Raw genomic sequence first — 24,476 nt, 5'->3', positions numbered from 1 at the left:
AATGATAACGCTTTCTTTTATGAATGGAGGAGATATTATGTTGGGTTTTTCAATTTATTTAGGTGATAAGATTGACGATGATACAAAAAAATATATTGAAGTAATGCGTAAATCAGGATTTAAGGGTATTTTTACTTCATTACATATTCCTGAAGAAGATAGAAAAAAAACTATTGATGAATTAAAAACTTTGGGGAATTTATGTCTTGAAAATAACTTGAAATTAATGGTTGATATTTCAGAAAAAAGTTTAAAATTATTGGAATTTGATTTGAAAACTGCTGGAATTACTGGTTTAAGAATTGATTATGGGATTAGTATGGAAAAAATAGCTGAATTATCAAATAATATAGATATTGGATTAAATGCTAGTACGATTTCAGAGCTGGATATTAAGCAACTAGTTGATAATCATGCAAATTTTAAGAATATTGAAGCATGGCATAATTATTATCCTCGACCAGATACGGGATTAGATGACGAATGGTTAAAAAATAAGAATCATTGGTTAAAAAAATCAGGATTTACTACGATGGCGTTTGTGGCAGGAGATAAAATATTTAGAGGGCCAATTGGAAAGGGATTACCAACATTAGAAAAACATCGAAATTACAATGTATTGGCTGCAATGATAGATTTAATTGAGAATAATTATACTGATGACGTTTATATCGGTGATCCGCGAGTTTCACAAAGAACAATTAGTAAGATAGTTAACTATTTTACTAATCAAAGTATAGAAATAGATATTGAAAGTAGTTCGCATGAACTTGATAATATAGCATGGCATAATCGTGCTGACGTGGCTAGGGATGTTGTAAGGTTAGAAGAAAGTCGGATAAGAAATCAATTCACTATTGAACCAATAAATAATGAAGATGCTCGAACGAGAGGTACTATAACGCAAGATAATATGTTATATGGGAGATATACTGGAGAAATACAGATAGTGAAAAATAATTTACCAATTGATAAAAAAGTAAACCAAATTGGTACAGTTAAAAGGACAGACTTGGATTTAATTGACTATATAGGAGCAAAACAAAAAATAATATTTAATAATACAATTATAAAAGAGGGATAAAATATGGATATTACAAAATTAGTAACGGAAACTAGAAATGAACAAACTATGAATTTAGATGAGTTAAAATGTTCTGAAGTTGCAAGAATAATGAATGAAGCCGATATGACAGTTCCTAAAAGCGTAGAAAAAGAGTTATCGCAAATTAATGAAGCAGTTAGTAAAATTATTGAATCATTTAATAGTGGAGGCCGTTTAATTTATATGGGTGCAGGAACTAGTGGTAGATTAGGTGTCTTAGATGCTGCTGAATGTGTACCAACATTTGGAACAAATCCTAGCATGGTGCAAGGATTGATTGCTGGTGGTATGAAAGCAATGACTGTGGCAGTTGAAGGTGCCGAAGATTCAAACGAATTGGGTAAGTTGGATTTGGAAAATATTTGTTTAACAAAATTAGATACAGTAGTTGGAATTGCAGCAAGTGGTAGAACACCATATGTTATTGGGGGTCTTGACTACGCTAAACATCTTGGTGCGAACACAATAAGTCTGGCTTGCAATAAGGAATCAATTATTGGACGGCATGCTGATACGGCTATTGAGATTGAAGTGGGACCAGAGATATTGACTGGGTCTACTCGTTTAAAATCAGGAACGGCACAAAAATTAGTATTAAATATGTTGTCGACAATTTCGATGATTGGAATTGGAAAAATATATAAAAATTTAATGGTCGATGTTAGACCAACGAATGAAAAATTAGTTGAAAGATCAAAGCATATTATTATGGATGCAACTGGAGTAAGTTATGAACAAGCAAAATTAACATTTGAATTAGCTGAACATGATGTCAAACTTGCAATAGTTATGATTCTAACGGATAACGATTTGAATCAAGCTAAAGAAAAATTAAAGAAGGCTCATGGTTTTGTTAGGGAAGCAATCAAATAAAATATTTGGAGGGGTTAAATTATGGCAGACAAAAAAATCGAAAAAATTGCAAATGAAATTTATGATAATGTAGGGGGGCCAGACAATGTTGAAAAATTAATTCATTGTATGACTCGAGTTAGGATGACAATTAGGGATGAAGATAAAGTAGATATTGAAAAATTGAAAAATATCGATGGTGTCATGGGTGTTGTTGAAGATGATACTTTGCAAGTGGTAGTTGGACCTGGTACAGTCAACAAAGTTGCAGATGAAATGGTAAGACAAGTAGGGGTTAAATTAGGCGAACCTTTCCCTTTGAAGAACGTAGTACAATCAACTCAAATGACTGATAAAGAATTGGTTGAGAGCAAAGCTGCTAAAGTAAAAGCAGAACATAAAGCTAAACAAAAGCAAACGCCAATAAAAAAGGTGCTTAAAGCAATTTCAAATATCTTTGTTCCACTAATTCCTGTATTTGTTGGAGCAGGATTGATTGGTGGATTGGCTGCTGTCCTTGGAAATATGATGGTTGCAGGGGATTTAAGTTCGAGCTGGACAGATTTTATTGCAGTTTTAAATGTTATTAAAAATGGTGTTTTCAGTTATTTAGTTATCTATGTAGGGATAAATAGTGCCAGTGAATTTGGTGCCACTCCAGGACTTGGTGGTGTTATCGGCGCTGTCACTTTGCTGAGTGGGGTAACCCCTGAAGCACCTCTCCATAATATCTTTAACGGTCAGGCACTAAGTGCTGGACAGGGTGGAATTATTGGTGTTATTTTTGCAGTGTGGGTATTAGCTATTTTAGAAAAAAGATTGCATAAATGGATTCCGGATTCTTTAGATATTATTATAACACCGACAATATCATTATTTGTTATTGGAATGATGACAATTTTCTTAGTAATGCCAGTTGCTGGGGTTGTTTCGAATTCTTTAGTTACATCAATTAACTGGGTCTTAGAAGTTGGTGGTGCATTTTCTGGTTTTGTTTTAGGGACTTTTTTCTTACCAATGGTAATGTTAGGATTACATCAAATTTTAACACCTATTCATCTTGAAATGATTGCTAAGTCTGGATCAACATTATTATTGCCAATTTTAGCAATGGCAGGAGCTGGACAAGTAGGGGCAGCAATTGCATTATGGGTTCGTTGTCGTAAAAATAAAAAATTAACAAATTTAATTAAAGGCGCTCTACCAGTCGGATTTCTAGGAATTGGGGAACCATTAATTTATGGGGTTATACTACCTTTAGGACGACCAATGATTACTGCTTGTCTTGGTGGCGGAATCGGTGGAGCGGTGATTGGTGGGATTGGTCATATTGGATCTATTGCAATAGGACCTTCTGGGGTAGCATTGATACCTTTAATAAGTAATGGACACTGGATTGGGTATATTCTTGGATTGCTTGCGGCATATGCGGGCGGATTTATTTTAACATTCTTTTTTGGTATTCCAAAAGATGCTATGATTGAGACAGAAGCATAAGACATACCATAAAAAGAGGTAAGAAGTATGGGTAATTATTTGTACACAATACAAGCAAATATGGATAAATACACAAAGGTAGAGCGAAAAATAGCACGGTTTATTTTAGAGCACCCTCAGAAAGTAATAAGAATGAGTACACAGAGTATGGCAGAGGTGGTAGGTGTCAGCACTGCAGCAATAACGCGATTTGGAAAAAGTATTAGTGATACTGGTTTTCCAGGATTAAAATTAGAATTATCAGCAGAAATCCAAGATGATAAATCAATGCTCGAGGAAATTAATCCTAAAGATGATTTAGTGACGACACAACAAAAATTAACCATGCGGATACAACATACGATTGAGGAATCAAATAAAACATTAGATGAGGAAGTCGTTAATGCTGCGAAGGTTATTGCAGAGTCAAAAATAATCTATGCGTATGGAATTGGAGCATCAGAAATTGTAGCTAAAGATTTCCAACAAAAATTTATTCGAGTTGGTAAGTCTGTTATAGAAACACTTGATACACATCTAATTGCCGTTGGATTATCGCAACTAAAAGAAGGAACAACTTTATTCTTGATATCAAATTCAGGGGAAAATACGGATGCAATTAAGTTAGCAAATCTTGCAAATCGACAAAAAATAAAAGTTATCGTTTTAACACATAATAAAAAAAGTACATTGGCCAAATTAGCTAATATTATTTTAGAACATGACGATAGTGAAGAAAATAAAAAATTCAGAAGTGCAGCGACTACTTCTTTAATTGCTCAATTATATGCAGTCGATCTTGTGTATTATTCTTTTGTATCAATTCATTTTGATGATAATGTTACAAGATTGACAGATTCAAGGGATGTCGTAAAGAAATATTTCACCAAAAGCAAACCTAAATTCTAAAAACACTATCTTTTATAATATTAATTTGTTACAATCAAACTATAAATTCGATGATAAAAGCTAGTAAACTAATTAATTTTAAAGCAAGTCTAGGTTGATGGAAGCTAGATAAAAGCGTTAGTTGAATCGTACTTTTTAGAAATAACTGAATATTTTGAGTGGATATTAATCAATTAGAGTGGTACCGCGGGAATTCTCGTCTCTTACATAATTATTTGTAAGGGGCTTTTTTTATACAATTTTAGGAGGAATGGATAATGAATTATAAACAACAAGTTGCACAAGCATTGGTTGCTATCGTTGATGGAAACCTTACTGAAGAAGAAATTATTGCCAAAATTGAAATACCAAAAAGTTCTGATATGGGGGATTATGCATTTCCAGCTTTTGCATTAGCTAAAGCATTTAGAAAAGCACCTCAGATGATTGCTAAAGACTTAGTAGAGAAAATTGATCAAAGTCAATTTGAGTCAGTTGCTGCAGTTGGGCCATATGTTAACTTTTTCTTGAATAAGGCTGCATTTAGTCAAGATATTATTGAACAAGTGCTTTCAAATGGCAGTGAGTATGGCGCATCTGATATTGGTCATGATGGTAACGTACCAATTGATATGTCATCACCCAATATTGCTAAACCTATTTCAATGGGACATTTACGTTCAACTGTGATTGGTAATTCAATTGCAAACATCTTGGCTAAAATTAATTATAATCCAATTAAAATTAATCATTTAGGCGATTGGGGAACTCAATTTGGTAAGTTAATTACTGCTTATAAATTATGGGGTAGTGAAGCAGAAGTTAAAGCTGATCCTATCAATAAATTACTTGAATACTACGTTCGTTTCCATAAAGAAGCAGAAGAAAATCCAGAGTTAGATGTTGCAGCTCGTGCATGGTTTAAAAAGCTCGAGGATGGCGATGAAGAAGCAATCGAACTTTGGACTTGGTTCCGTGCAGAATCATTATCAGCTTTCAATAAAATTTATGATATGCTGGGTGTCCAATTTGATTCATTTAAAGGGGAAGCCTTTTATAATGATAAAATGGGCGAAGTTGTGACAATGTTAAAAGATAAAAATTTGTTAAAAGAAAGCCAAGGCGCAGAAATTGTTGATCTTGAAAAATACGATTTAAACCCTGCCTTGATTCAAAAAACAGATGGGGCAACTTTATATATTACTCGTGATTTAGCTGCTGCTATTTACCGTAAACGGACGTATAATTTTGTACAGTCATTGTATGTTGTCGGAAATGAACAAGCTAACCATTTTAGACAATTAAAGGCTGTGTTAAAGGAAATGGGTAATGATTGGTCAGATGATATGCACCACATTCCATTTGGCTTAATCACACAAGGTGGTAAGAAATTATCGACTCGTTCAGGACGTGTTATTTTACTTGAAGAAGTTTTAGATGATGCTACAAGCCTTGCTAAAAAACAAATTCAAGATAAAAATCCTGACCTACCAAATGCTGAACAAGTTGCTAAAGATGTTGGTGTTGGGGCTGTTATTTTCCATGATTTAAAGAATGAACGTATGAATAATTTTGATTTTGTTTTAGAAGAAGTTGTTCGTTTTGAAGGTGAAACAGGTCCCTATGTCCAATATTCAAATGCTAGAGCACAAAGTATTATTCGTAAAGCGGGTGATGTTTCAATTAGTGAAAGTAACAATGAACTTTCTGATCCTGCTGCATGGGATACAATTAAGTTACTTGGTGACTTCCCTAAAATAATTAAACGTGCAGCTAAAGAATATGAACCATCAGTAATTGCTAAATACGCTATTCATTTATCAAGAGCATTTAATAAATACTATGCAAATTCAAAGATATTAGTTGAAGATGATCAAAAATTAGCTCGTTTAGCACTCGTTCAAAGTGTGAGCGTCGTTTTAACAGAATCATTAAGATTATTAGGCGTAAATGCACCAAAAGAAATGTAATTAATAAAAAAGTTGACTTAATTGTTAACTTTTTTATTTTATCTAAATATTGTTAGATGTACTTTTTAACGATGATTGTGCGTTTGAACACAAAATGGATGTGCGAATACGACCAGTTTATTTTTATCATTTTGGTACTGTTAGATTAATGATTTAGAGCTATCAGTGAATCAAAAAAATAAACCAGGGTCTCCAAAATCCGAAAAAATAAATCGACATTCTATATTTAATCTGATAGTGTTGATAGTTATATATCATAAATATAGGTATTAAGGGAGTAAAGGGATGATTACAGAAAAAGAAAGACAAAGGTATCGATCAGAATTTTCTGACCATGAGTTGTTTGGTTGTTTAAGTGAGGATGAACAAGGAGCTTGTTTTGAACAAATTACATTTAAAAGATTTCTAAAAGGAAATACTATTTTTGATATGAATGATAAACGTGATTTTATTTATGTTGTCTTGGATGGATTAGTTAAAATTGAACGTGGTGATCGAGCTGGTATTTTTCAAAATTATATGTATGTTACATCGAAACAAATATTTCCAATTGGTGGAATGTTACAGAGTGAATATTATACTGTTTCAAGTCGTGCTGCTACACTAGCGACGGTCGCTAAGATTCCTGTTGAACTTATTGAGAATTTAATCAAAACACATTATGAAGTTTCTGCGTACTTATTTGGGCAAATTGATAATATTTTAAATTGTTCAGAAGTGTTAAGGTTAAGAACCGTATGTAGTAATACAACAACCCGGATAACACAAGTGTTACAGTATTTAAGTGAGAATCTAGCCGATAAACATGGTGAGAATAGTCTGCGAATCCCATATGTGATTACACATGAAGATATTGCGACGATTAGTGGAACGCGGCGTGAAACCGTTGGACGAGTTATTCAGAAATTAGTGTTAGATGGTTATATTATTAGAGATTCAGGTATGCTTATATTTGAATCAAAATTCAATAAAATGAATAAAATCGTCCTAAATTAAGCGTATTATTTCAGTATTCATATTTCTTTTGCTATACTAAGAATAAATACTCATTCAAAGAGGGATTCTTATGAAGAAAGAGATACGTCAAGCTAAAATTGAACAGTTAATTAATAAAAAAGTAATTGCAACGCAGGATGATTTGATTTCAGAATTGGAACATGTGAATATTAAGGCGACTCAAGCGACTATTTCTAGAGATATTCGTGAAATGAAAATTGTTAAAGCTCAAGATGAACAAGGTGATTTGAGATACGCAATTTTTAAGTCAGGTAATTTAAGTGAAGAAGTTCATTTATTTGAAATTATTTTTGAAGTCGTTACTAATATTACTAAAATCCAATTTATGAATGTTGTTAAAACGATTCCAAGTAACGGTAATTTACTGGCAGCAATTATCGATGATTTTGGCTTCCCGGATATTGTTGGAACTGTTGCGGGACATGATACAATTATGATTATTAGTTCAGATGAGCAGGCCGCACAACGTGTCTATGATATTTTTACTGAACACGCAAATCCAGATAATTTAATTTAAAATACTGTGAGACTAAGGAGTAGATAACATCTACATTTCTTAGTCTTTTTTTAAATATTTAAAAATATCATAATAAAAAGGCTAATTTACTTTTTATAATATTGCTATGGTAAAATAATAAATGATATTAAGATTAAATATGGGGACAACTAATGAAAAATGAAAATAAAAGAACTAAAAATGAAAATTGGTTTGTAATACATCTAATTCAATTTAAAAATTGGTTTCGACAGGGATGGAAATTTGTGCATGGTTGGAAATGGTTGACTATTTTTATTTTAGCAATTATTTTAGGTTCGAGTGCGTATTTAACTTATGTAGCCAAAACAACAAATGTTAGTGGGTTAAAAGCTGCTTTACAACAATCAACTGAGGTTTTTGATAAAGATGGCGATAAAGCAGGATCGTTATACTCTCAAAAGGGTACTTACGTTTCATTAAATAAGATTTCACCCAATATTCAAAATGCTGTACTGTCATCAGAAGATCGTAATTTTTATCATGAATATGGATTTTCAATCAAAGGGATGGCACGTTCTGTGGTTTCATTGGTTAAAAATCGATTAACTGGAAGTAGTGCAATTAGTGGTGGCGGAAGTACTATAACGCAACAACTTGTTAAAAATGCATTCTTGTCACAGGAGCAAACTTATAGTCGTAAGGCTAAAGAAATATTTATTTCAATTGAAACGGAAAAAGTATATTCAAAAAAAGACATTCTAACGATGTACTTAAATAATGCATATTTTGGTAATGGCGTTTGGGGTGTTCAAGATGCCTCTAAAAAATATTTTGGAAAAAGTGCTTCAGATTTAACTGTTAGTGAGGCTGCAGTTATTGCGGGTATGTTAACATCGCCAGGGGCATATAATCCGATAGATCATCCTGTTGCAGCTAAACAAAGGCGTAATGTTGTTCTGAATGTTATGTATGAAAATAAAAAAATCTCTAGTGCAGAATTATCAAGTGCTAAGCAGACGGGTATTACATTAAATGATACGTACGATTATCAATCAGGTTATAAATATCCTTATTATTTTGATGCCGTTATTAGTGAAGCAATTAAAAATTATGGGTTAACTGAATCAGATATTATGAATCGTGGTTATAAAATTTATACGGCGATGGATCAGACCCATCAAGAAGCTATGCAAACATCATTTGATAACTCTACCTTGTTCCCTTTGGATGCTGATGATGGGACAAAAGCTCAGGGTGGATCAATTGCTATTAATTCAACGAATGGTGGTGTGACAGCAGTTGTTGGTGGACGAGGTAAACACGTTTTTAGGGGATATAATCGAGCGACTCAGATTAACCGCCAACCGGGGTCAACACTAAAACCAATTGCCGTATATATGCCTGCTTTAGAAGATGGCTATTTTTATGATTCTGAATTAAAAGATAAAAAACAATCATATGGATCAAATAATTATTCACCAAATAATTACGACAATCAATATGCAGGTAAAATACCAATGTATAAGGCATTGGCACTTAGTAAAAATGCGCCAGCTGTGTGGTTGTTAAATAAAATTGGTGTTGATAAAGGATACGATGCTGTTAAAAAATTTGGTATACCGGTTAAAAGTTCGGACAAAAACTTAGATTTAGCTTTGGGTGGTTTAACTACTGGTGTCTCACCCTACGAAATGGCTAGTGCATATACTGCGTTTGCTAATGGTGGTATTCAAAAAAAGGCTCATTTTATTACTAAAATTGTTGATGCTTCTGGTAAAACGATTGTTAATAATTCAGACAATAGTGAAACTAAAGTTATGAGTAGTAAGGTAGCTAAATCGATGACAAGTATGATGATGGGTGTCTTTGAAACTGGAGGAACTGGCGAACTTGCTGTCCCAGCTGGATATACAGTTGCTGGTAAAACGGGAAGTACAGAGGCTAAAAAAGGTTCTACAGATGGGACGAAAGATCAGTGGGTTATTGGATATACACCAGACATTACTGTCGCAACATGGGTTGGTTTTGATCAAACTGATGATACTCATTACCTAAGAAATTCAAGTGGGGATATCGTTGATTCCTTATTTAAAAGCGAAATGTCAGGTATATTACCTAATACTGCTCAGACAAGCTTCTCAACGAAATCTGCTACTACTTTAGCAAATAATACCGGTTCAAATGATAGTGGAGATGGTATTTTAGAATCAGTAGAAAAGCAAACAGATGAAATAAAAAATAAATTATCTGATTCTGCTAAAAAAGCCCAAAAATGGCTCAGTGATAGTATTAATGGGATGTTTGGAAATTAGAACAAATCAATGCAAATTATGGATAAAAATGATACACTAATTAAGTTAATATAAATTATTATTGGAGGAATCAGAAATGGTTGTTAATATTTATGATACAGCGAACCAAATGAGTCAAGATCTTAGTCAAACGGAAGAATATAAGGCTTTGAAATCAGCTTATACAAAAATGCAAGAAGATGAAATTGCATATAAATTATTTAAAGAATTTCAAACAATTCAAATGTCTTTGCAACAAAAACAAATGAATGGTGAAGAAATGACAGACGAAGAACTTGAAAATGCTCATAATCTTTCAGAAAAAATCGGTGATTTTGATACAATCAAAGATTTAATGGTTAAAGAACAAGTTTTAAGTGAAATTATGAATGAAGTTAATTCAATTATCACAAAACCAATACAAGATTTATATCATAATTAATTCGAATAAAAATCCTGGAAGCAAAGCAATTATGTTTTGTACCAGGTTTTTTTTTATAAAGGAGTGGGAAGATGAAATTTATTCATGCAGCTGATTTACATTTAGATAGTCCTTTTGGAGGATTAAAAAATGTACCAAGTCAGTTAATGGATTCGATTTATCAGTCAACATTTAAAGCTTTGAGTAATCTCGTAGATACGGCTATTGAAGAATCAGTAGACTTTGTTTGTTTAGTTGGGGATTTATATGATTCATCTGAGATGAGTATTATGGCACAAACAACGTTAATTAGTCAGTGTGAACGACTGCAAAAGGCCGGAATAAATGTTTATTTGAGTTTTGGTAACCATGATTTTTCTGATAATGCTCAAGATCATTTAACTTTTCCATCAAATGTAACTTTATTTACAAGTGAAGTTGAAACAGTGACGCACATTTTAAAAAATGGCGATGAAGTTCGATTAACTGGGTTTAGTTATGCACATAGATGGGAACCATCAAAAATCGTTGATTATCCTGTTCGTGGTGATGAGAAATGGCATATTGGGCTTATCCATGGGGCAAATGAGGGTATAAATTCAATATCAGATGAAAGTTATGCACCATTTACTGTTAAAGAATTATTACAGAAAAATTATGATTATTGGGGATTGGGTCATATTCATGTAAGACAGATTTTGAATGAACAACCCCCAGTTATCTATCCTGGAAATACACAAGGTCGGCACCGTAAAGAATCAGGCGATAAAGGGTTTTATCTAGTGAATAGTGATGGAAATAAGTTGGTTCCCAAATTTATAACGTCATCTACAATTGATTGGGAAACAGTTAATATTTCAATGGCAAAAATTGATTCACTATCAGATGCTATTGATAAGATTGACGCTGAATGCCAACTTTTTTCTAAAGATAAATCATATTTAATAGTGATACAAATCACAGATTTAGATAATTTTAGTGATAGCCTAGTAAATCGCATTCAAAATGGTGATTTATTAACTGCTTGGATTCAAAAACATATGCCAGATAATTACTATTGGATTGTTAAAATTAAAACGGTGATTAATAAAAAGGTAGCTTTTGAATCAATTGATCAACAATACTGGGAAGAAAGCGCAAAACGTGTTTTTACTGATGATGGAATGACTGAACTCGCTGATAAATTATTACAAATTCCGGAACTTAATACGTACTTATTAGAAACGGGACATTTAGTAGAATTACAAGAAAATTCAAAAACATTGCTTCATGAAAATCAAGCGATAGAGGGTCATATAGATGAAAATAACTAAAGTTAAAATTTACGGATTTGGGAAGTGGCATGATAAAACGTTTGATTTTAATCAAACGAATCAGGTTATTTTTGGTCTGAATGAAGCAGGTAAATCGACGTTAACAGCATTCGTATTGAGTATGTTATTTGGATTTGCAAATGCGAAAAAGAAGTACCAACAATATCTGCCTAAAGACTCATCCACATATGGTGGAGAGTTGGAATTATTAATTGGTAACGATGCTTATCGACTAACTCGTACACAAGGTAAATCTGGTGGCAAGGTATCTATTGTTAAAAGTGATGATGGGATGAAAGTAGCTAGTAGTAAGCTGCATGAATGGCTAAATCCAGTCGATGAAAATTTATACAATCAAGTATTTTCATTTAATCAGCAGGCGTTAAACCAAGTATTTAATTTAACGAATGAAGATTTAAATGAGTATCTAACGACGATGGGAGCAGTTGGTAGTCAAGAATGGTTAGAATTAACTAAAAAAATTCAAAAAGATGCCGATCACGTCTATAAGCCAGCAGGTCGTGTAACTGAGTTAAATAAGGAAATTGCGTTATACAATGATTTAGTTAATAAAATAAATATTGCCAAACAGAAATTTCCGGAATATGTTGAGACACAAAAAAAGTTAGATCAAAATAGGGAACAAATTAAAGGGCTACAAACAACACAATATAATCTAACCAAAGATTACCAACGCTACGAACAATTAAAGCAAAATTGGTCAATATATGAACAATCTAATGAGTTGACGGATAAGCTAAAACAAACTGATGAAGATGCTATGATTTCTGTTGATAATTATCAAAAAATACAAAATTTACTAGAGAAACAAAAGATAAATAATGAAAGGTTAAAATCGATTAATCAGAGTGTAGTTGATGAAAAAGAAAATTTAGCAGCATTAAATTTAATAAATTTTTATGAAAACAATAAAGTTGATTTTGATATATTATTTGAACAATTAGCTGATAATCAACAATATTTAGATAAAGTTGTATTAGAACAGACGAGTTTAAACCAACTATTAACAGAACAAGAACGGTTAATGATGCAATATCAAAATATCAACGGAAAAGTTCCAATAGCGTTTGATCCTGATGATTTTAAAAATATTGTCACATTAATTAAATCTGAAGAGAGCAATAAACGAATACTTCAAGAAATTGAACAAAAGCAATTGACGAAAAAACAAGATATTTTAGATTTAAATCAATCAATTGATCAAAAAAATCAAGTACAAAAAAGTAAATGGTCTACACAACAAAGTATCTTAGTAGGGGTAAGTGTTATACTATTTGTACTAAGTATGATCTTACCAATGCCGTTTAAAATAATGGGATTGATACTAGATATTATGATAGTTGTATATACCATAATTGTATTTAAGCAGTCTAATTCTAAGGATAAATCAAGTAGTGATGCTCTGATGCAAATACAAAATAAAAGACAAATGATTACTGCAGAAATTGATGAAAATCAATTGAAGATAGGTGAACTGGACGAACAATTGAGACAAACTGATACTGAATTAACGGATTATCAAATTCAATACGTTTTAGATGATTTTCCAAAGAATCAGTGGTTCTCAATTCAAAATGACTTAAGTCGAATACAGTCTATAACAGATCAAATTAGTCAAAAATCAGCAGAAATTAAAACGTTAACTGACAAGATAAAAAATTATTTGAATCAGACAGATTTTGCTGATAGTTTTCTAGCACTAAATAAAAGTGATATGGCAGATAGTTTAGCTAGAATTAGAGGCTTTAATGATAAATTACAACCTTTAATTGCTGAATCACAATCAATAAAAAATAAAATGGGCTATTTAAATGAACAACAAAAGCATGAAGATAATGTGACTGCTGATATTTCTAATCAAATTAATGAAATATTAACGCAATATCATTTAACGTCAATTGAGCAATTTGAAAAAAATTACGATTTACAAAAGCAATTTGTTCAAGACAAATCTAAATTGGATACAATTAATGAGCAGCTTCCTGTGGAGGTTAGAAAAAATCTTGCTAGATTTGAAACGAAAGAAAGTTTAGATGAACAATTAGATGAGCTTACAGAACAATTGAAACAATTGCAAAATAGTATAATGAACATTAATCAGGAGATTATTGATCAACAGACGTTATTACGGACTTTGAAGGCAGAAGGGAATTATACAGAACTTCGACAAGAGTTGGCTGAAAAAGTTACAATTTTAAGTGAATTAGCTGATAAATGGTTAACTCAAAAGTTAACTATTAATTGGATTAACGAGGCATTAAAAGACTCTTCTGGGGTTAGAATGCCACAAATGTTGCAATTAGCAAATCATTATTTTGAACTATTAACATTAGGCCATTTTACACAAATAAATAATATATCAGGATTATTAACCGTCGTTTCTTCTGATATGGTATCATTTGAAGTGGGAGAATTGTCACAAGGAACAGCAGAGCAGCTATATATCGCACTTAGATTTGCTTTAATCATGACAATTAATAAATCAATCGAATTACCATTAATTATTGATGATGGGTTTGTTAATTTTGATAAAAACAGAAAAAATGCCGTTTTAAAACTAATACGAGAAATAAGTAAAAAAGTTCAAATTATTTATTTAACGGCAGATGATTCAGGATTAACTGGATTTGATAACGATAAAATAATTAAGTTATAGGAGGATGGACATGGCACAAGAGAAAAAAATATTTGAATATAAAGTTGACGAAAACGTAGCATTATTTGTTTTAATTAAGAGTGCAGAAGTTAGAAATACAAAGAATAATAAGCAATTTATTGCATTTAATTTTGAAGATAGTTCAGGCCAAATTAGCGCTAAGCTTTGGGATGCAACGCCAGAGGCAATTGAACAATTTCAAACGGGTAAAGTTGCCTTTATAAAAGGAAAACGTGAAGTTTACCAAAATAATCCACAGATGAAAATCTATCATATTAGATTGACTGAAGAGGGTGAACCTAATGATCCGAGTCAATTTGTCGTTAGTGCACCAATGAAAAAAGATGAGATGGAAGAAGAATTTAATAAAGCTATTTTTGAAATTACAAACCCAAATTGGAATCGAATTGTAAGATATCTCATTGCCGAAAAACATGATGATTTTTTCAGTTATCCCGCTGCAAAGAAAAATCATCACGCATTTTCTGGTGGGTTAGCCTACCATACACTTTCAATGTTGCGATTAGCTAAATCAATTGTTGCCGAATATGGTGATGTGATTAATGCACCATTACTTTACGCAGGTGTGATTTTACATGATTTAGGAAAAACAATCGAATTATCAGGTTCTGTGGCAACAACTTATACATTAGCTGGAAATTTAATTGGGCATATTGTATTAATTGATGAAGAAATTGTTAAAGCAGCAGGTGAATTAAAAATTGATCTTCAGACAGAAGACATGATTTTATTACGTCACGTTGTTCTTGCGCATCATGGGTTACTAGAGTATGGTTCACCAGTGCAACCTCATTTAATTGAAGCAGATGTTTTACATCAAATTGATAATATTGATGCATCAATTCAAATGTTGAAAGGGTCATTGGCTCATACAGAAGAGGGCGAATTTTCTGAACGTATATTTGGTATGGATGGTCGAAATTTCTATAAACCACATGCTGACAGTAATGTAACAAATAATTAAATTGAAAAATATCTCAATGGATAAATTCCATTGAGATATTTTTTTCGAAAAAAAAACACCAGATATAATCTGATGTTTTGATGTATTTATTTTGAAGATGAAGAAGATGATGATAAGTAGCTTGAAAGAACATCTTTCAAGTCATCATCTTTGATTGATACGTTACCTTTTTTAAGAACTTTACCAACAATTTTTTGTAATTTAGTTGAGTCAGCCATAGTTTCAGTAACAATTTGTTCTTTTAAGTCAGAAATGTGATCGGCTTTTTTACCTTTACCAGCATTTTTAACACTCAAGATTACATCATAACCTGCTGTTGTTTTAACAGGTGTAGTTGTATATTTACCTTGTTTTAAATCAAATGCAGCTTTTTTAAATTCTGCTGTTAGTGTTGTATCTGTATTGTTAAATGCAGCTAAAGTACCACCAGTACTTGCAGAAGTTGTATCTGTTGATTTTGATTTAGCTAATGCAGTAAATTTGTCAGTTAACTTTTTAGCAGTCTTTTGTTCATCAAGTTGTTTGATGATTTTTTCTGCATCTGATTTTGAAGCAACTTGAATACGTTGAACTGTAATAGTTGGTTGGTATTCTTCCCATTGCTTATCTACAGCTGTAGAACTTAAATCACTGTAATGTTTAACAGCAGCTTTTAAAAGTAAGTTAGAACGTAATTCTGCTTTAAAACTAGTCTTTGTCATACTGTTTTGTGATAAGACAGATGAGAAACTTGAACCATATTTAGCTTTATAAGTATCGTATTGTTTTGTGACTTCTTTATCAGAAACATCATCACCATATTGTTTTTCCAATACTTTGTTCAAAATCATTTGTTGTAAAATTGATGTACCACTTGAAGTTTTCTTCAAACTATCGTAGTAAGCACTTTCTGTAACCTTACCACCTGAAGTAGTTGCAACTGTTGAGCTCCCACAACCCGCTAATGTAAATGTTAATAGTACGCCGGCTAAAGCAACAAGCCATTTTTTCATAACCTAACACATCCTATTTCTTAAATTTTTTGTCTTCTCAATGAAAGACTAATACGTTTAATATAACATAATTATCATATAATGAAAGTAAATGACCGAAAATTCACAAAAAAATCAAACTTTTAAAAGCCTAATTCATTGATACTTTTCTAATTTTTTATTAATTTTATTGATATTTGGCTCGATCTCATAAGTAAACTTTTCTATACGATTGCTAATGGAATCGACGATGGGTAATGTTTCTTCGATAATCGTATTCAGATGATCTGTAGCATACTGCAATTTTTTTGATGAATTAGTTACGCGATTGATATCATTTTGATAGTCAGAAAAATCTGCTTTTAACTGAACTTTTTTATCTGCAACAAAAGTAATAAGTTCATCTCTATGGTTATAGGCATAGTATGCTGACCCACCAATAATTGATAACAAACTAATTCGTTTAAGTGTTTTTGACATTATTTTTCTCCAATCTTATTCTTGATTGACATCATAATTGATTCAAGTTGCTCGGATGTGTACTTCTTGGAATTATCCTTGAATGACATTTTAAAAGTATCTTTTGTTGAGTATCTAGGAATTAAATGAAAATGTGAGTGAAAAACAGATTGGTAAGCTAGTTCACCGTTATTATTGACGATATTCATCCCTTGAATATCTGGATTGCTTACTTTAATTGCGGAAGCAATCATTGGAATTTTAGAAAAAACTTTACTAGCGAGTGCTTGGTCATATTCAAAAATATTAGCAACATGTTTTTTTGGAATAACAAGTGTATGGCCTGGGGTTGTTTGTGAGATATCAAGAAATGCTTTAATGTCTTCATCTTCGTATACGGTGAAACTAGGAATATCATTGGCAATTATTTTACAAAAAATACAGTCAGTCATATGTTTGCCTTCTTTCAAAGTTAGTTAATACTTTTATTATACATCATGAATGATAATTCACCATAATATGATATAATTAAAGGCATAAATAAATTGTAAATGGGGAATTAGAAAATGACATTAGAAGTTAAAAATTTAGTGGGTGGTTACTCTCAAATACCAGTTTTAAAAGATATTTCTTTTGAAGTTAAACCTGGAAATGTCGTTGGCTTAATTGGTTTAAATGGTGCAGGTAAATCGACTACAATCAATCATATAATTGGGTTATTAACCCCGCAAAAAGGAACTATTAAATTAAATGGCGTAACCTTAAGGGAAGATAGCCAGGCTTATAAATCACATTTAGCATATATTCCTGAAACGCCTATTCTTTATGAAGAATTAACATTAAAAGAACACATTGAACTCTCAATGATGGCTTATGGATTGAATGAAACTAAGGCATGGAAAAAAGCTAATGAATTACTTAAAATATTTAGACTTGATAACAAGTTAGAATGGTTTCCCGCTAACTTTTCAAAAGGGATGAAACAAAAAGTTATGATTGTCTGTGCTTTTTTAACAGAATCTGATTTTTATGTTATTGATGAGCCATTTCTCGGGCTAGACCCCTTAGCAATTAACGATTTATTAGAGTTAATTGTTGCTGAAAAGAAGCGTGGCGCAAGTGTCTTAATGTCAACTCACGTTTTAGCCACAGCTGAAAAGTATTGCGATTGGTTCATTTTACTGAATAAAGGTGAAATTAAAACACAAGGAACAATGGTTGAATTAAGACAAGCCTATAAGAATCCAGATGCTTCCTTAGATGAAATTTATCTTGGTTTAACTAAGGAAGAGGTAACAAAATGAAAGACTTATGGACAACACGTTTAAAAAGTCATCAGTTATTATTATTAAAATATTTACGATATGTTTTGAATGATCATTTTGTTGTTGCAATTATGTTTTTTGTTGGTGGACTTGGTTTGGCTTATTCAAATGGGCTAAAGGTGATGCCTGTTAATTTAGTTTGGTATCGGCCTGCATTAGTGATTGGATTACTGGTGATTTTACAAATCGGCCGTTTAAGTACGTTATTAAAAGAAGCGGATATTGTTTTTCTTTTACCACAGGAACATGCATTAATTAGTTATTTAAAAAAGGCAAAACGCTATTCAACAGTTATGGCCAGCTTAATGCAAGTTGGATTTATTGTGTTACTTATCCCAGTTATGATGATTGGAATGAAAATCTCAGTAATCAATATTATTTTCTTGATTTTAACGCAACTATGCTTGAAAAATAATTGGTTAGTCATTTCATTACTTGAAAAATATCAAAATAACCGGTTTAGTTGGGGAAGTATCAAATTAGTTAATATTTTATTGCCTATTTTGATTTATATCCTTGGATTATATGGTACGTTTATTCTGAGTTTTATCGTTGCTATTTTAAGTAGCTTTGTTTTAAATCAGCTAGCTGCAAAAGGATTTAAGGAAATCTTTGATTGGAAAAAAGCAATCAGTTTTGAAGAAAATAGAATGTTAGGGATTTACCGTTTCTTTAATTTATTTACTGATGTACCAATGGTTAGAGGGAATGTTAAGAGAAGAGTGTACCTTGATTTCATTTTAAATCATATTAAAAAAGATGACGCAAATGTTTATACATTTTTATATGCAAGGGGATTTATTCGCGGAACTGAATTTAGTGGCTTATTTATTAGATTAACTCTAATTGGAGCGCTAATTATTGCATTTATTTCAAATGGTTGGCTAGCACTCGCATTTTTAATCTTATTTATTTATCTGATTGGTTTTCAATTGTTACCTTTTGCAAAACATTACGATAATATTATTTTTACTAGACTATATCCAAAAGGAAAAGAGTATCAAATTAAGAATTTCAAAAAGTTTACATTAACAATTATAAGTGTAAGTGCAGTACTTTTTAATATCGCAATCTATATTGGTACAGGACAATTTTTAATGATGGGTTATGGTGTTTTGGTGAGTTTAGTGGAAATAATGCTGTTTACTAATGTTTACTTAGTTACCAGAGTTAAAAAAATCCTTGACGTATAATAGGGATGTTTGTAAGATGAAACTATAGCATCAGAGCTTAGTCGGGAAAAAGAGGTAATAATAGTATGGATTTTAATTTAGATCCCGGTTGGCAATTGTTACCAATTGGTGGAGATACAGGCACTGCATACATGGGTACACGTGCACAAGAAAAGGTGTTTTTGAAACAAAATATGTCACCTTTTTTAGCTGCGCTCTCAGTTGCTGGTATTACACCAAAATTAATTTGGACTAAGCGAATCTCAAGTGGGGATACAATAACTGCACAAGAGTGGCTAAATGGACGAAACCTTCATTCTGATGAAATGGATCAAAAAATGGTTCCTGAATTATTATCTAAAATTCATCGCTCAAAGCAATTAAAAAATATGTTGAGACAGGTTGGTGGAGAAGTTATCACACCTAGTGGCTTATTAGCTAATTATTTTGACGATTTGAGTGATGATTTAAAGCAGCACCCCTTGCTATCAAAAATGTTTCAGCAATTAAATGAACATCAACCTGAACTATCAACGGATAAGTATACAGTTTGTCATGGTGATTTGAATCATCGAAATTGGTTACAGTCTGATACTAATCAATTATATTTAGTTGATTGGGAGTCAGCAAAAATTGCTGATCCTGCTATGGATTTGAGCTTAGTTATGTCTGAATACATTCCAGATACACAATGGAGTAGTTGGCTGAGTGGTTATCATGAGTCATTGGAGAATAACGATTTATTAAACAGAATAAACTGGTACATTATAATAGCAAAATTACAACGAATAAAAAAAGCACATCAATTAAGTCGATTTCATGAAATGAATCAGGCAATAATAGAATTACAAAAATATAATATAAAAATGGATTAAAAAGTAAGTGGGGCTAAAACGATTAATACGTTCTAGCCCCACTTACTTTATCAAATGAAATGAGGATATATAAGTTGAGATTAAGAAATAAAGCATGGGCTGAACCGTTAATTGCAGAACATCCGGAACTACTTGTAACATCACCTAATCAGTTTAAGGGTAAATGGCAATCAAGATTTGAGAAAAAACAACCACTTTTTATTGAAATAGGTATGGGTAAGGGTGGATTTATTATGGGAATGGCTAGAAAATTTCCGGAATATAATTTTATCGGAATTGAATTGCAAACGACAATTGCAGCAATTACGTTGAAGAAACAAGTTGAAGCACAAATTCCAAATTTACAATTAATTTTAGGTAACGGTGATTCGGTAACTGAATTTTTTGATGATAATGAAGTTGATGGCATTTATTTGAATTTTTCAGATCCTTGGCCTAAAACAAGACAAGCCAAACGTCGACTTACTCATGGCAGTTTCTTAAAAGGCTATGAAAAAGTTATGAAAAATGATGGTCATCTTGAATTTAAGACAGATAATCGTGGCTTGTTTGAATACTCATTAGTTAGTTTAAATGAGTATGGAATGGGTTATGATCAAGTTTGGCTTGATTTACATGCAAGCGTTGAAGCTGAAGATAATGTCATGACTGAATATGAAGAAAAATTTAGTAAAAAGGGACAGCCTATCTATAAGTTAGAAGCACATTTTAATACGTCTAAAAATCTGGAATAAAAATTCCAGATTTTTTTTGTAAAAACGCCGTTACATAGTAACTAAGCTACATTCATGGATTCTTTTATGGTACTATTATATAATATAAAGTAAGAAATATTAAGCTAAGTGAGTAGACAAAATTGGGACTAATTCGTCCAATAAAATGAAAAGGGGCTCTCTAATATGAATGATAAAACGTTTAATTTAGTTAAAACAATGACTGAACTTCAGGCAACAAGTGGATTTGAAAATAACGTACGTGATGTAATGCGCGAAAAAATGACACCAAATGTTGATGAGGTTGTTCAGGATGGTTTGGGTGGGATTTTTGGTATCCGTAAAAATGCAGATATAAATGCACCTAAAATTATGACCGCTGCTCATATGGACGAAGTTGGATTCATGCTTGCCGCAATTAATGACAATGGGTTATTTTCAGTTCGCCCACTTGGTGGATGGAATCCATTTGTTGTTTCTTCACAACGATTCACACTAACAACACGATCAGGTCAAACGTACCCAATAATTTCTTCTTCAGTATCACCTCATTTATTGCGTGGTGATAATCATCAAAATGCAACACCACAAATTAATGATATTTTATTTGATGGTGGATTTGAATCTGCAAGTGAAGCAAAAGAGTTTGGTATTGCACCAGGAGATTATATTGTTCCGGATGTTGAAACAATTAAAACAGCTAATGGTAAAAATATTATTAGTAAGGCATGGGATAACCGTTACGGTTGTACTGCAGTACTGGAAACACTTGAAAAATTAAAAGACGTAACATTACCAAATACTTTATTCGCTGGTGCTAATGTTCAAGAAGAAGTTGGACTACGAGGCACGCCAGGTGCAGTAAATATGCTGAAACCTGATTTATTTTTTGCTGTCGACTGTTCAGCAGCAAATGATATTGAAACAACAAAGGGAACATTTGGACATCTTGGTGAAGGAACGTTGATCAGAATTTATGATCCAAGATTAGTAACGCTTCCTAGATTAAAAGAATTTTTATTGGATACTGCTTCGGATAACAATATTCCTTATCAGTACTTTGTTTCTCAAGGTGGTACTGATGCTGGCGCAGCTCAAACAGCAAATAATGGTATTCCAAGTTCTGTTATTGGCGTTTGTGCACGTTATATTCATACGCATCAAACAATGTTCTCAATCAGAGACTATGAAGCAGCAAAAGAATTACTTGAAAAAACAATTTTAGGATTGGACCGTTCAACTGTCGATACAATCATTAAGGGGTAGTTAGATTGGAAAAATTAAAAGTTTTAGAAAAAGATAAATTAAATGAATTATTATTGAATGGTAAATCATTGTTTTATTTTACGGCAGGTTGGTGTCCAGACTGTAACTTTATTGAACCATTAATGCCTGAAATTGAAGCAGAGTATTCCGATTTTAAATTCTATAAAGTAGATCGCGATGAACAAATTGAACTTTGCCAAGATTGGGGTATTTTTGGTATTCCGAGTTTTGTTGCATACAATAACGGTGTTGAGCTTGATCGTTATGTGAATAAAGAGCGTAAAACGAAAGAACAAATCGAATCATTTATGAACAAATTAGACTAAACCATTGGGGTGATAGTGATGTTTGAACAAGTTTATAAAAGAGTAATGGTCGGGATAGATGGAAGTGTGCAATCTGAACGTGCATTTAATCAGGCAGTTGAGAGTACTTTAAAAAACGAGGCTAGTTTAATAGTTGTACATGTTGTTGAGCGAAGTGTTGACAATACATTTTCTGAAGATGAAGATGACGTTACAACTGAAGTTAAGCGATTAAATGATACCTTAGCCGACTACAAACAAATTGCGATAGATAAGGGCGTTATTGATGTTGAAACTATTTTAGTATATGGATCTTCTAAAGTTTTATTAAGTCGTGAAATACCAGAAGAAAAACATATTGATTTAATTATGGTTGGGCAAACAGGGGCTAACGTTGTTGAAAGATTTGTGAATGGATCAACAACAGATGCAATTCTAAGAAATGCGCCATGTGACGTCTTAGTCATTAGTGATAATAAGAAGGGAACTCATAAATAAATATGTTAATAGCAAGTTATAATTTAAAGAACGTTGGCGATACATTAATGGTTGTTTTACGTGAAGAGGTAGAAAACCAAAAGTCAGAATTAAAAAATAATGTCGTTCGTATTTTCAATGAAAAATCGAATGAAACGTTGGGATTTAATTTTCTAGAAATCTCTAAAGAATCACTTGATTTAGTAGGTAACGGACAAATCTTTTTAGATGAAAAACAAGTAGAAAAATTAAATCAACTTATCGTTGCTGCTGGATTTAAGGATGTACTTGTTGTCGATGACGATCCTAAATTTGTTGTGGGATATGTAGCTGAATGTAATGAACATCCTGATTCTGATCATTTGCATATCACAAAAATTGAAGTCAATAATGGTGAGACACTAGATATCGTTTGTGGTGCACCTAATATTGAACAAGGTCAGCTTGTTGTTGTTGCTAAAGTTGGCGCAATGATGCCAACTGGGGCTATTATTTGGCCGGGTAAATTACGTGGTATTGATAGTTATGGCATGGTTTGTTCAGCTCAAGAGTTGGCTATTCCTAATGCTCCAACTGTCCATGGTATTTTAGTTTTAGATGAAAAGATGAATCATGTTGGTGATGCATTCGATTTTGAGAAGGCAGCCAAATTATTTGCATAATATAGATTTATAAAAACTAATTGCGGTTATTGCAATTAGTTTTTTACATAGTTAGGATGAAATTAATGGAGCGTTACGATGGACCTGCATTTTATAAGAAAACGTTAAAAAAAGATGTAAATAAACCACATCACAATGAGAAATTTGCGCGCAAAGAGACAAAGATAGATAGTCAAAGTGAAAAAGCACAAATTAATCGCTATTCTCGAGGTTTCAAACCAAAACAAATCCCCACATTTTTTACAAATAAAAAGCAAAATAAAAACGTAAGGTATCGGAAAATTTTAGTTCAATTAACTAAAGCAAAGGATACTTATTTACTGTTTGATGATTTTGCTGAAGAGGAAAATCAAGTATCTAATAATGATGAAAATACGTTATATTCTGTGGATAGTGTAGCTAAAAAAATAGTACCAGAAGTAGATTCAGTAATCGAAGATAATAAACAAGAAGATACTTTATTACAAAATACAAATTTAGAGCCTGATGTGTTTGATGAAAAAAATGAACAGATAAAAAAAGCAAATATAAATGTAGTTGCTAATAACAAGCACGCTTTAGCTCGAGGATTATTTGAAATATCAGTTTCTGAGAATGAGGCTCAAAATGAATTAGCCGTTTTTAAAAATAAACCTGAAGTTTTGTCACGTGAAGAACTTGCATTTGTAAGTACCAATCACCAAACTAATGAAGAAGTACAAGAAGTACAAGAAGTACAAGAAGTACAAGAAGTACAAGAAGTACAAGAAGTACAAGAAGTACAAGAAGTACAAGAAGC

Annotated in this window: 24 protein-coding genes; 21 read left to right on the top strand and 3 right to left on the bottom strand. The window is 32.1% G+C overall.

Going from position 1 to position 24,476, the window contains the following annotated elements; all coding sequences use genetic code 11:
* Nucleotides 1–37: 37 nt before the first annotated feature.
* The 12 genes from AC1RPX_RS03450 (at nt 38) to AC1RPX_RS03395 (ending at nt 15,473) form a co-directional block, all read left to right on the top strand.
* Nucleotides 38–1,084, top strand: coding sequence for a MupG family TIM beta-alpha barrel fold protein (locus AC1RPX_RS03450; protein WP_481761176.1), 1,047 nt, complete (start codon nt 38–40; stop codon nt 1,082–1,084).
* A 3-nt stretch (nt 1,085–1,087) separates the two neighbouring features.
* Nucleotides 1,088–1,978: an N-acetylmuramic acid 6-phosphate etherase gene (gene murQ / locus AC1RPX_RS03445; protein WP_481761177.1), complete on the top strand. Its 891-nt coding sequence runs from the start codon at nt 1,088–1,090 to the stop codon at nt 1,976–1,978.
* Nucleotides 1,979–1,999: 21 nt separating this feature from the next.
* Nucleotides 2,000–3,454 (top strand): PTS transporter subunit EIIC, encoded by a 1,455-nt coding sequence (locus AC1RPX_RS03440; RefSeq protein ID WP_481761178.1) that lies wholly within the window; start codon nt 2,000–2,002, stop codon nt 3,452–3,454.
* Nucleotides 3,455–3,481: 27 nt separating this feature from the next.
* Nucleotides 3,482–4,342 (top strand): MurR/RpiR family transcriptional regulator, encoded by an 861-nt coding sequence (locus AC1RPX_RS03435; protein ID WP_481761179.1) that lies wholly within the window; start codon nt 3,482–3,484, stop codon nt 4,340–4,342.
* 257 nt (nt 4,343–4,599) lie between these two features.
* Nucleotides 4,600–6,291: an arginine--tRNA ligase gene (gene argS / locus AC1RPX_RS03430; protein WP_481761180.1), complete on the top strand. Its 1,692-nt coding sequence runs from the start codon at nt 4,600–4,602 to the stop codon at nt 6,289–6,291.
* A gap of 285 nt (nt 6,292–6,576) precedes the next feature.
* Entirely contained in the window at nt 6,577–7,287 is a 711-nt protein-coding gene (locus AC1RPX_RS03425) for a Crp/Fnr family transcriptional regulator (protein WP_481761181.1), read from the top strand.
* Between the two features lie 70 nt (nt 7,288–7,357).
* The gene (locus tag AC1RPX_RS03420; RefSeq protein WP_409022715.1) at nt 7,358–7,825 is read left to right on the top strand and encodes an arginine repressor; all 468 of its coding nucleotides are present in this window, start codon (nt 7,358–7,360) and stop codon (nt 7,823–7,825) included.
* Between the two features lie 152 nt (nt 7,826–7,977).
* Nucleotides 7,978–10,098: a PBP1A family penicillin-binding protein gene (locus tag AC1RPX_RS03415; protein WP_481761182.1), complete on the top strand. Its 2,121-nt coding sequence runs from the start codon at nt 7,978–7,980 to the stop codon at nt 10,096–10,098.
* 76 nt (nt 10,099–10,174) lie between these two features.
* A complete protein-coding gene (locus AC1RPX_RS03410; protein WP_481761183.1) occupies nt 10,175–10,519 on the top strand; it encodes a YlbF/YmcA family competence regulator in 345 nt (114 codons plus the stop codon).
* 71 nt (nt 10,520–10,590) lie between these two features.
* Complete coding sequence (locus tag AC1RPX_RS03405) at nt 10,591–11,811, top strand: metallophosphoesterase family protein (RefSeq protein WP_481761184.1); 1,221 nt, start codon at nt 10,591–10,593, stop codon at nt 11,809–11,811.
* Nucleotides 11,798–14,488, top strand: a complete 2,691-nt coding sequence (locus AC1RPX_RS03400) for an ATP-binding protein (RefSeq protein ID WP_481761185.1) — start codon at nt 11,798–11,800, stop codon at nt 14,486–14,488. Before AC1RPX_RS03405 ends, AC1RPX_RS03400 begins: the two co-directional genes overlap by 14 nt.
* A 10-nt stretch (nt 14,489–14,498) precedes the next feature.
* Nucleotides 14,499–15,473, top strand: a complete 975-nt coding sequence (locus AC1RPX_RS03395; RefSeq protein WP_481761186.1) for a 3'-5' exoribonuclease YhaM family protein — start codon at nt 14,499–14,501, stop codon at nt 15,471–15,473.
* Nucleotides 15,474–15,559: 86 nt separating this feature from the next.
* Here AC1RPX_RS03395 and AC1RPX_RS03390 read toward each other — a convergent pair whose 3' ends face one another.
* The 3 genes from AC1RPX_RS03390 to AC1RPX_RS03380 all read right to left on the bottom strand — a co-directional run bounded on the left by AC1RPX_RS03390 (nt 15,560) and on the right by AC1RPX_RS03380 (nt 17,355).
* On the bottom strand, nt 15,560–16,465 hold the full coding sequence (locus tag AC1RPX_RS03390; RefSeq protein ID WP_481761187.1) for a peptidylprolyl isomerase: 906 nt from the start codon (nt 16,463–16,465) through the stop codon (nt 15,560–15,562).
* 135 nt (nt 16,466–16,600) lie between these two features.
* On the bottom strand, nt 16,601–16,924 hold the full coding sequence (locus AC1RPX_RS03385; RefSeq protein ID WP_481761188.1) for a hypothetical protein: 324 nt from the start codon (nt 16,922–16,924) through the stop codon (nt 16,601–16,603).
* Nucleotides 16,924–17,355, bottom strand: a complete 432-nt coding sequence (locus AC1RPX_RS03380; RefSeq protein WP_481761189.1) for an HIT family protein — start codon at nt 17,353–17,355, stop codon at nt 16,924–16,926. The genes AC1RPX_RS03385 and AC1RPX_RS03380 overlap by 1 nt, the downstream gene beginning before the upstream one ends.
* A 114-nt stretch (nt 17,356–17,469) precedes the next feature.
* On the opposite strand from AC1RPX_RS03380, the gene AC1RPX_RS03375 reads away from it, so the two are divergent.
* The 9 genes from AC1RPX_RS03375 to AC1RPX_RS03335 all read left to right on the top strand — a co-directional run.
* Nucleotides 17,470–18,207: an ABC transporter ATP-binding protein gene (locus AC1RPX_RS03375; protein ID WP_481761190.1), complete on the top strand. Its 738-nt coding sequence runs from the start codon at nt 17,470–17,472 to the stop codon at nt 18,205–18,207.
* Nucleotides 18,204–19,421, top strand: a complete 1,218-nt coding sequence (locus tag AC1RPX_RS03370) for an ABC transporter permease (RefSeq protein WP_481761191.1) — start codon at nt 18,204–18,206, stop codon at nt 19,419–19,421. The genes AC1RPX_RS03375 and AC1RPX_RS03370 overlap by 4 nt, the downstream gene beginning before the upstream one ends.
* 65 nt (nt 19,422–19,486) lie before the next feature.
* The gene (locus tag AC1RPX_RS03365) at nt 19,487–20,275 is read left to right on the top strand and encodes a phosphotransferase (protein ID WP_481761192.1); all 789 of its coding nucleotides are present in this window, start codon (nt 19,487–19,489) and stop codon (nt 20,273–20,275) included.
* Between the two features lie 74 nt (nt 20,276–20,349).
* Complete coding sequence (trmB, locus tag AC1RPX_RS03360; protein ID WP_409022703.1) at nt 20,350–21,009, top strand: tRNA (guanosine(46)-N7)-methyltransferase TrmB; 660 nt, start codon at nt 20,350–20,352, stop codon at nt 21,007–21,009.
* A 165-nt stretch (nt 21,010–21,174) separates the two neighbouring features.
* Nucleotides 21,175–22,254, top strand: a complete 1,080-nt coding sequence (pepA, locus tag AC1RPX_RS03355) for a glutamyl aminopeptidase (protein WP_409022702.1) — start codon at nt 21,175–21,177, stop codon at nt 22,252–22,254.
* A 5-nt stretch (nt 22,255–22,259) separates the two neighbouring features.
* The gene (locus AC1RPX_RS03350) at nt 22,260–22,580 is read left to right on the top strand and encodes a thioredoxin family protein (protein WP_409022701.1); all 321 of its coding nucleotides are present in this window, start codon (nt 22,260–22,262) and stop codon (nt 22,578–22,580) included.
* 18 nt (nt 22,581–22,598) lie between these two features.
* Nucleotides 22,599–23,057 carry a universal stress protein gene (locus AC1RPX_RS03345; RefSeq protein WP_481761193.1) on the top strand — a complete coding sequence of 153 codons (459 nt, stop codon included), beginning with the start codon at nt 22,599–22,601 and terminating at the stop codon, nt 23,055–23,057.
* A gap of 2 nt (nt 23,058–23,059) precedes the next feature.
* Nucleotides 23,060–23,698, top strand: a complete 639-nt coding sequence (gene ytpR / locus AC1RPX_RS03340; RefSeq protein ID WP_481761194.1) for a YtpR family tRNA-binding protein — start codon at nt 23,060–23,062, stop codon at nt 23,696–23,698.
* Nucleotides 23,699–23,763: 65 nt separating this feature from the next.
* Nucleotides 23,764–24,476, top strand: a 713-nt coding sequence (locus AC1RPX_RS03335; protein ID WP_481762407.1) for a hypothetical protein, incomplete at its 3' end; no start/stop codon positions are given.

The sequence above is a fragment of the Dellaglioa sp. CoH-56-MRSF-14 genome (genome assembly GCF_056782115.1).
The sequence above is the reverse complement of the archived record's forward strand: the minus strand, read 5'-3'. Positions and strand labels throughout refer to the sequence as shown.

Excerpts from the sequence above, each read along its gene's own strand:
- argS (WP_481761180.1), top strand. The coding sequence starts at position 4,600 with ATGAATTATAAACAACAAGTTGCACAAGCATTGGTTGCTATCGTTGAT.
- AC1RPX_RS03415 (WP_481761182.1), top strand. The coding sequence starts at position 7,978 with ATGAAAAATGAAAATAAAAGAACTAAAAATGAAAATTGGTTTGTAATA.
- AC1RPX_RS03345 (WP_481761193.1), top strand. The coding sequence starts at position 22,599 with ATGTTTGAACAAGTTTATAAAAGAGTAATGGTCGGGATAGATGGAAGT.
- AC1RPX_RS03380 (WP_481761189.1), bottom strand. The coding sequence starts at position 17,355 with ATGACTGACTGTATTTTTTGTAAAATAATTGCCAATGATATTCCTAGT.
- murQ (WP_481761177.1), top strand. The coding sequence starts at position 1,088 with ATGGATATTACAAAATTAGTAACGGAAACTAGAAATGAACAAACTATG.
- AC1RPX_RS03425 (WP_481761181.1), top strand. The coding sequence starts at position 6,577 with ATGATTACAGAAAAAGAAAGACAAAGGTATCGATCAGAATTTTCTGAC.
- AC1RPX_RS03385 (WP_481761188.1), bottom strand. The coding sequence starts at position 16,924 with ATGTCAAAAACACTTAAACGAATTAGTTTGTTATCAATTATTGGTGGG.
- AC1RPX_RS03395 (WP_481761186.1), top strand. The coding sequence starts at position 14,499 with ATGGCACAAGAGAAAAAAATATTTGAATATAAAGTTGACGAAAACGTA.
- ytpR (WP_481761194.1), top strand. The coding sequence starts at position 23,060 with ATGTTAATAGCAAGTTATAATTTAAAGAACGTTGGCGATACATTAATG.
- AC1RPX_RS03375 (WP_481761190.1), top strand. The coding sequence starts at position 17,470 with ATGACATTAGAAGTTAAAAATTTAGTGGGTGGTTACTCTCAAATACCA.
- AC1RPX_RS03440 (WP_481761178.1), top strand. The coding sequence starts at position 2,000 with ATGGCAGACAAAAAAATCGAAAAAATTGCAAATGAAATTTATGATAAT.
- AC1RPX_RS03370 (WP_481761191.1), top strand. The coding sequence starts at position 18,204 with ATGAAAGACTTATGGACAACACGTTTAAAAAGTCATCAGTTATTATTA.
- AC1RPX_RS03450 (WP_481761176.1), top strand. The coding sequence starts at position 38 with ATGTTGGGTTTTTCAATTTATTTAGGTGATAAGATTGACGATGATACA.
- AC1RPX_RS03410 (WP_481761183.1), top strand. The coding sequence starts at position 10,175 with ATGGTTGTTAATATTTATGATACAGCGAACCAAATGAGTCAAGATCTT.
- AC1RPX_RS03365 (WP_481761192.1), top strand. The coding sequence starts at position 19,487 with ATGGATTTTAATTTAGATCCCGGTTGGCAATTGTTACCAATTGGTGGA.
- AC1RPX_RS03400 (WP_481761185.1), top strand. The coding sequence starts at position 11,798 with ATGAAAATAACTAAAGTTAAAATTTACGGATTTGGGAAGTGGCATGAT.
- AC1RPX_RS03390 (WP_481761187.1), bottom strand. The coding sequence starts at position 16,465 with ATGAAAAAATGGCTTGTTGCTTTAGCCGGCGTACTATTAACATTTACA.
- AC1RPX_RS03420 (WP_409022715.1), top strand. The coding sequence starts at position 7,358 with ATGAAGAAAGAGATACGTCAAGCTAAAATTGAACAGTTAATTAATAAA.
- AC1RPX_RS03435 (WP_481761179.1), top strand. The coding sequence starts at position 3,482 with ATGGGTAATTATTTGTACACAATACAAGCAAATATGGATAAATACACA.
- AC1RPX_RS03405 (WP_481761184.1), top strand. The coding sequence starts at position 10,591 with ATGAAATTTATTCATGCAGCTGATTTACATTTAGATAGTCCTTTTGGA.
- pepA (WP_409022702.1), top strand. The coding sequence starts at position 21,175 with ATGAATGATAAAACGTTTAATTTAGTTAAAACAATGACTGAACTTCAG.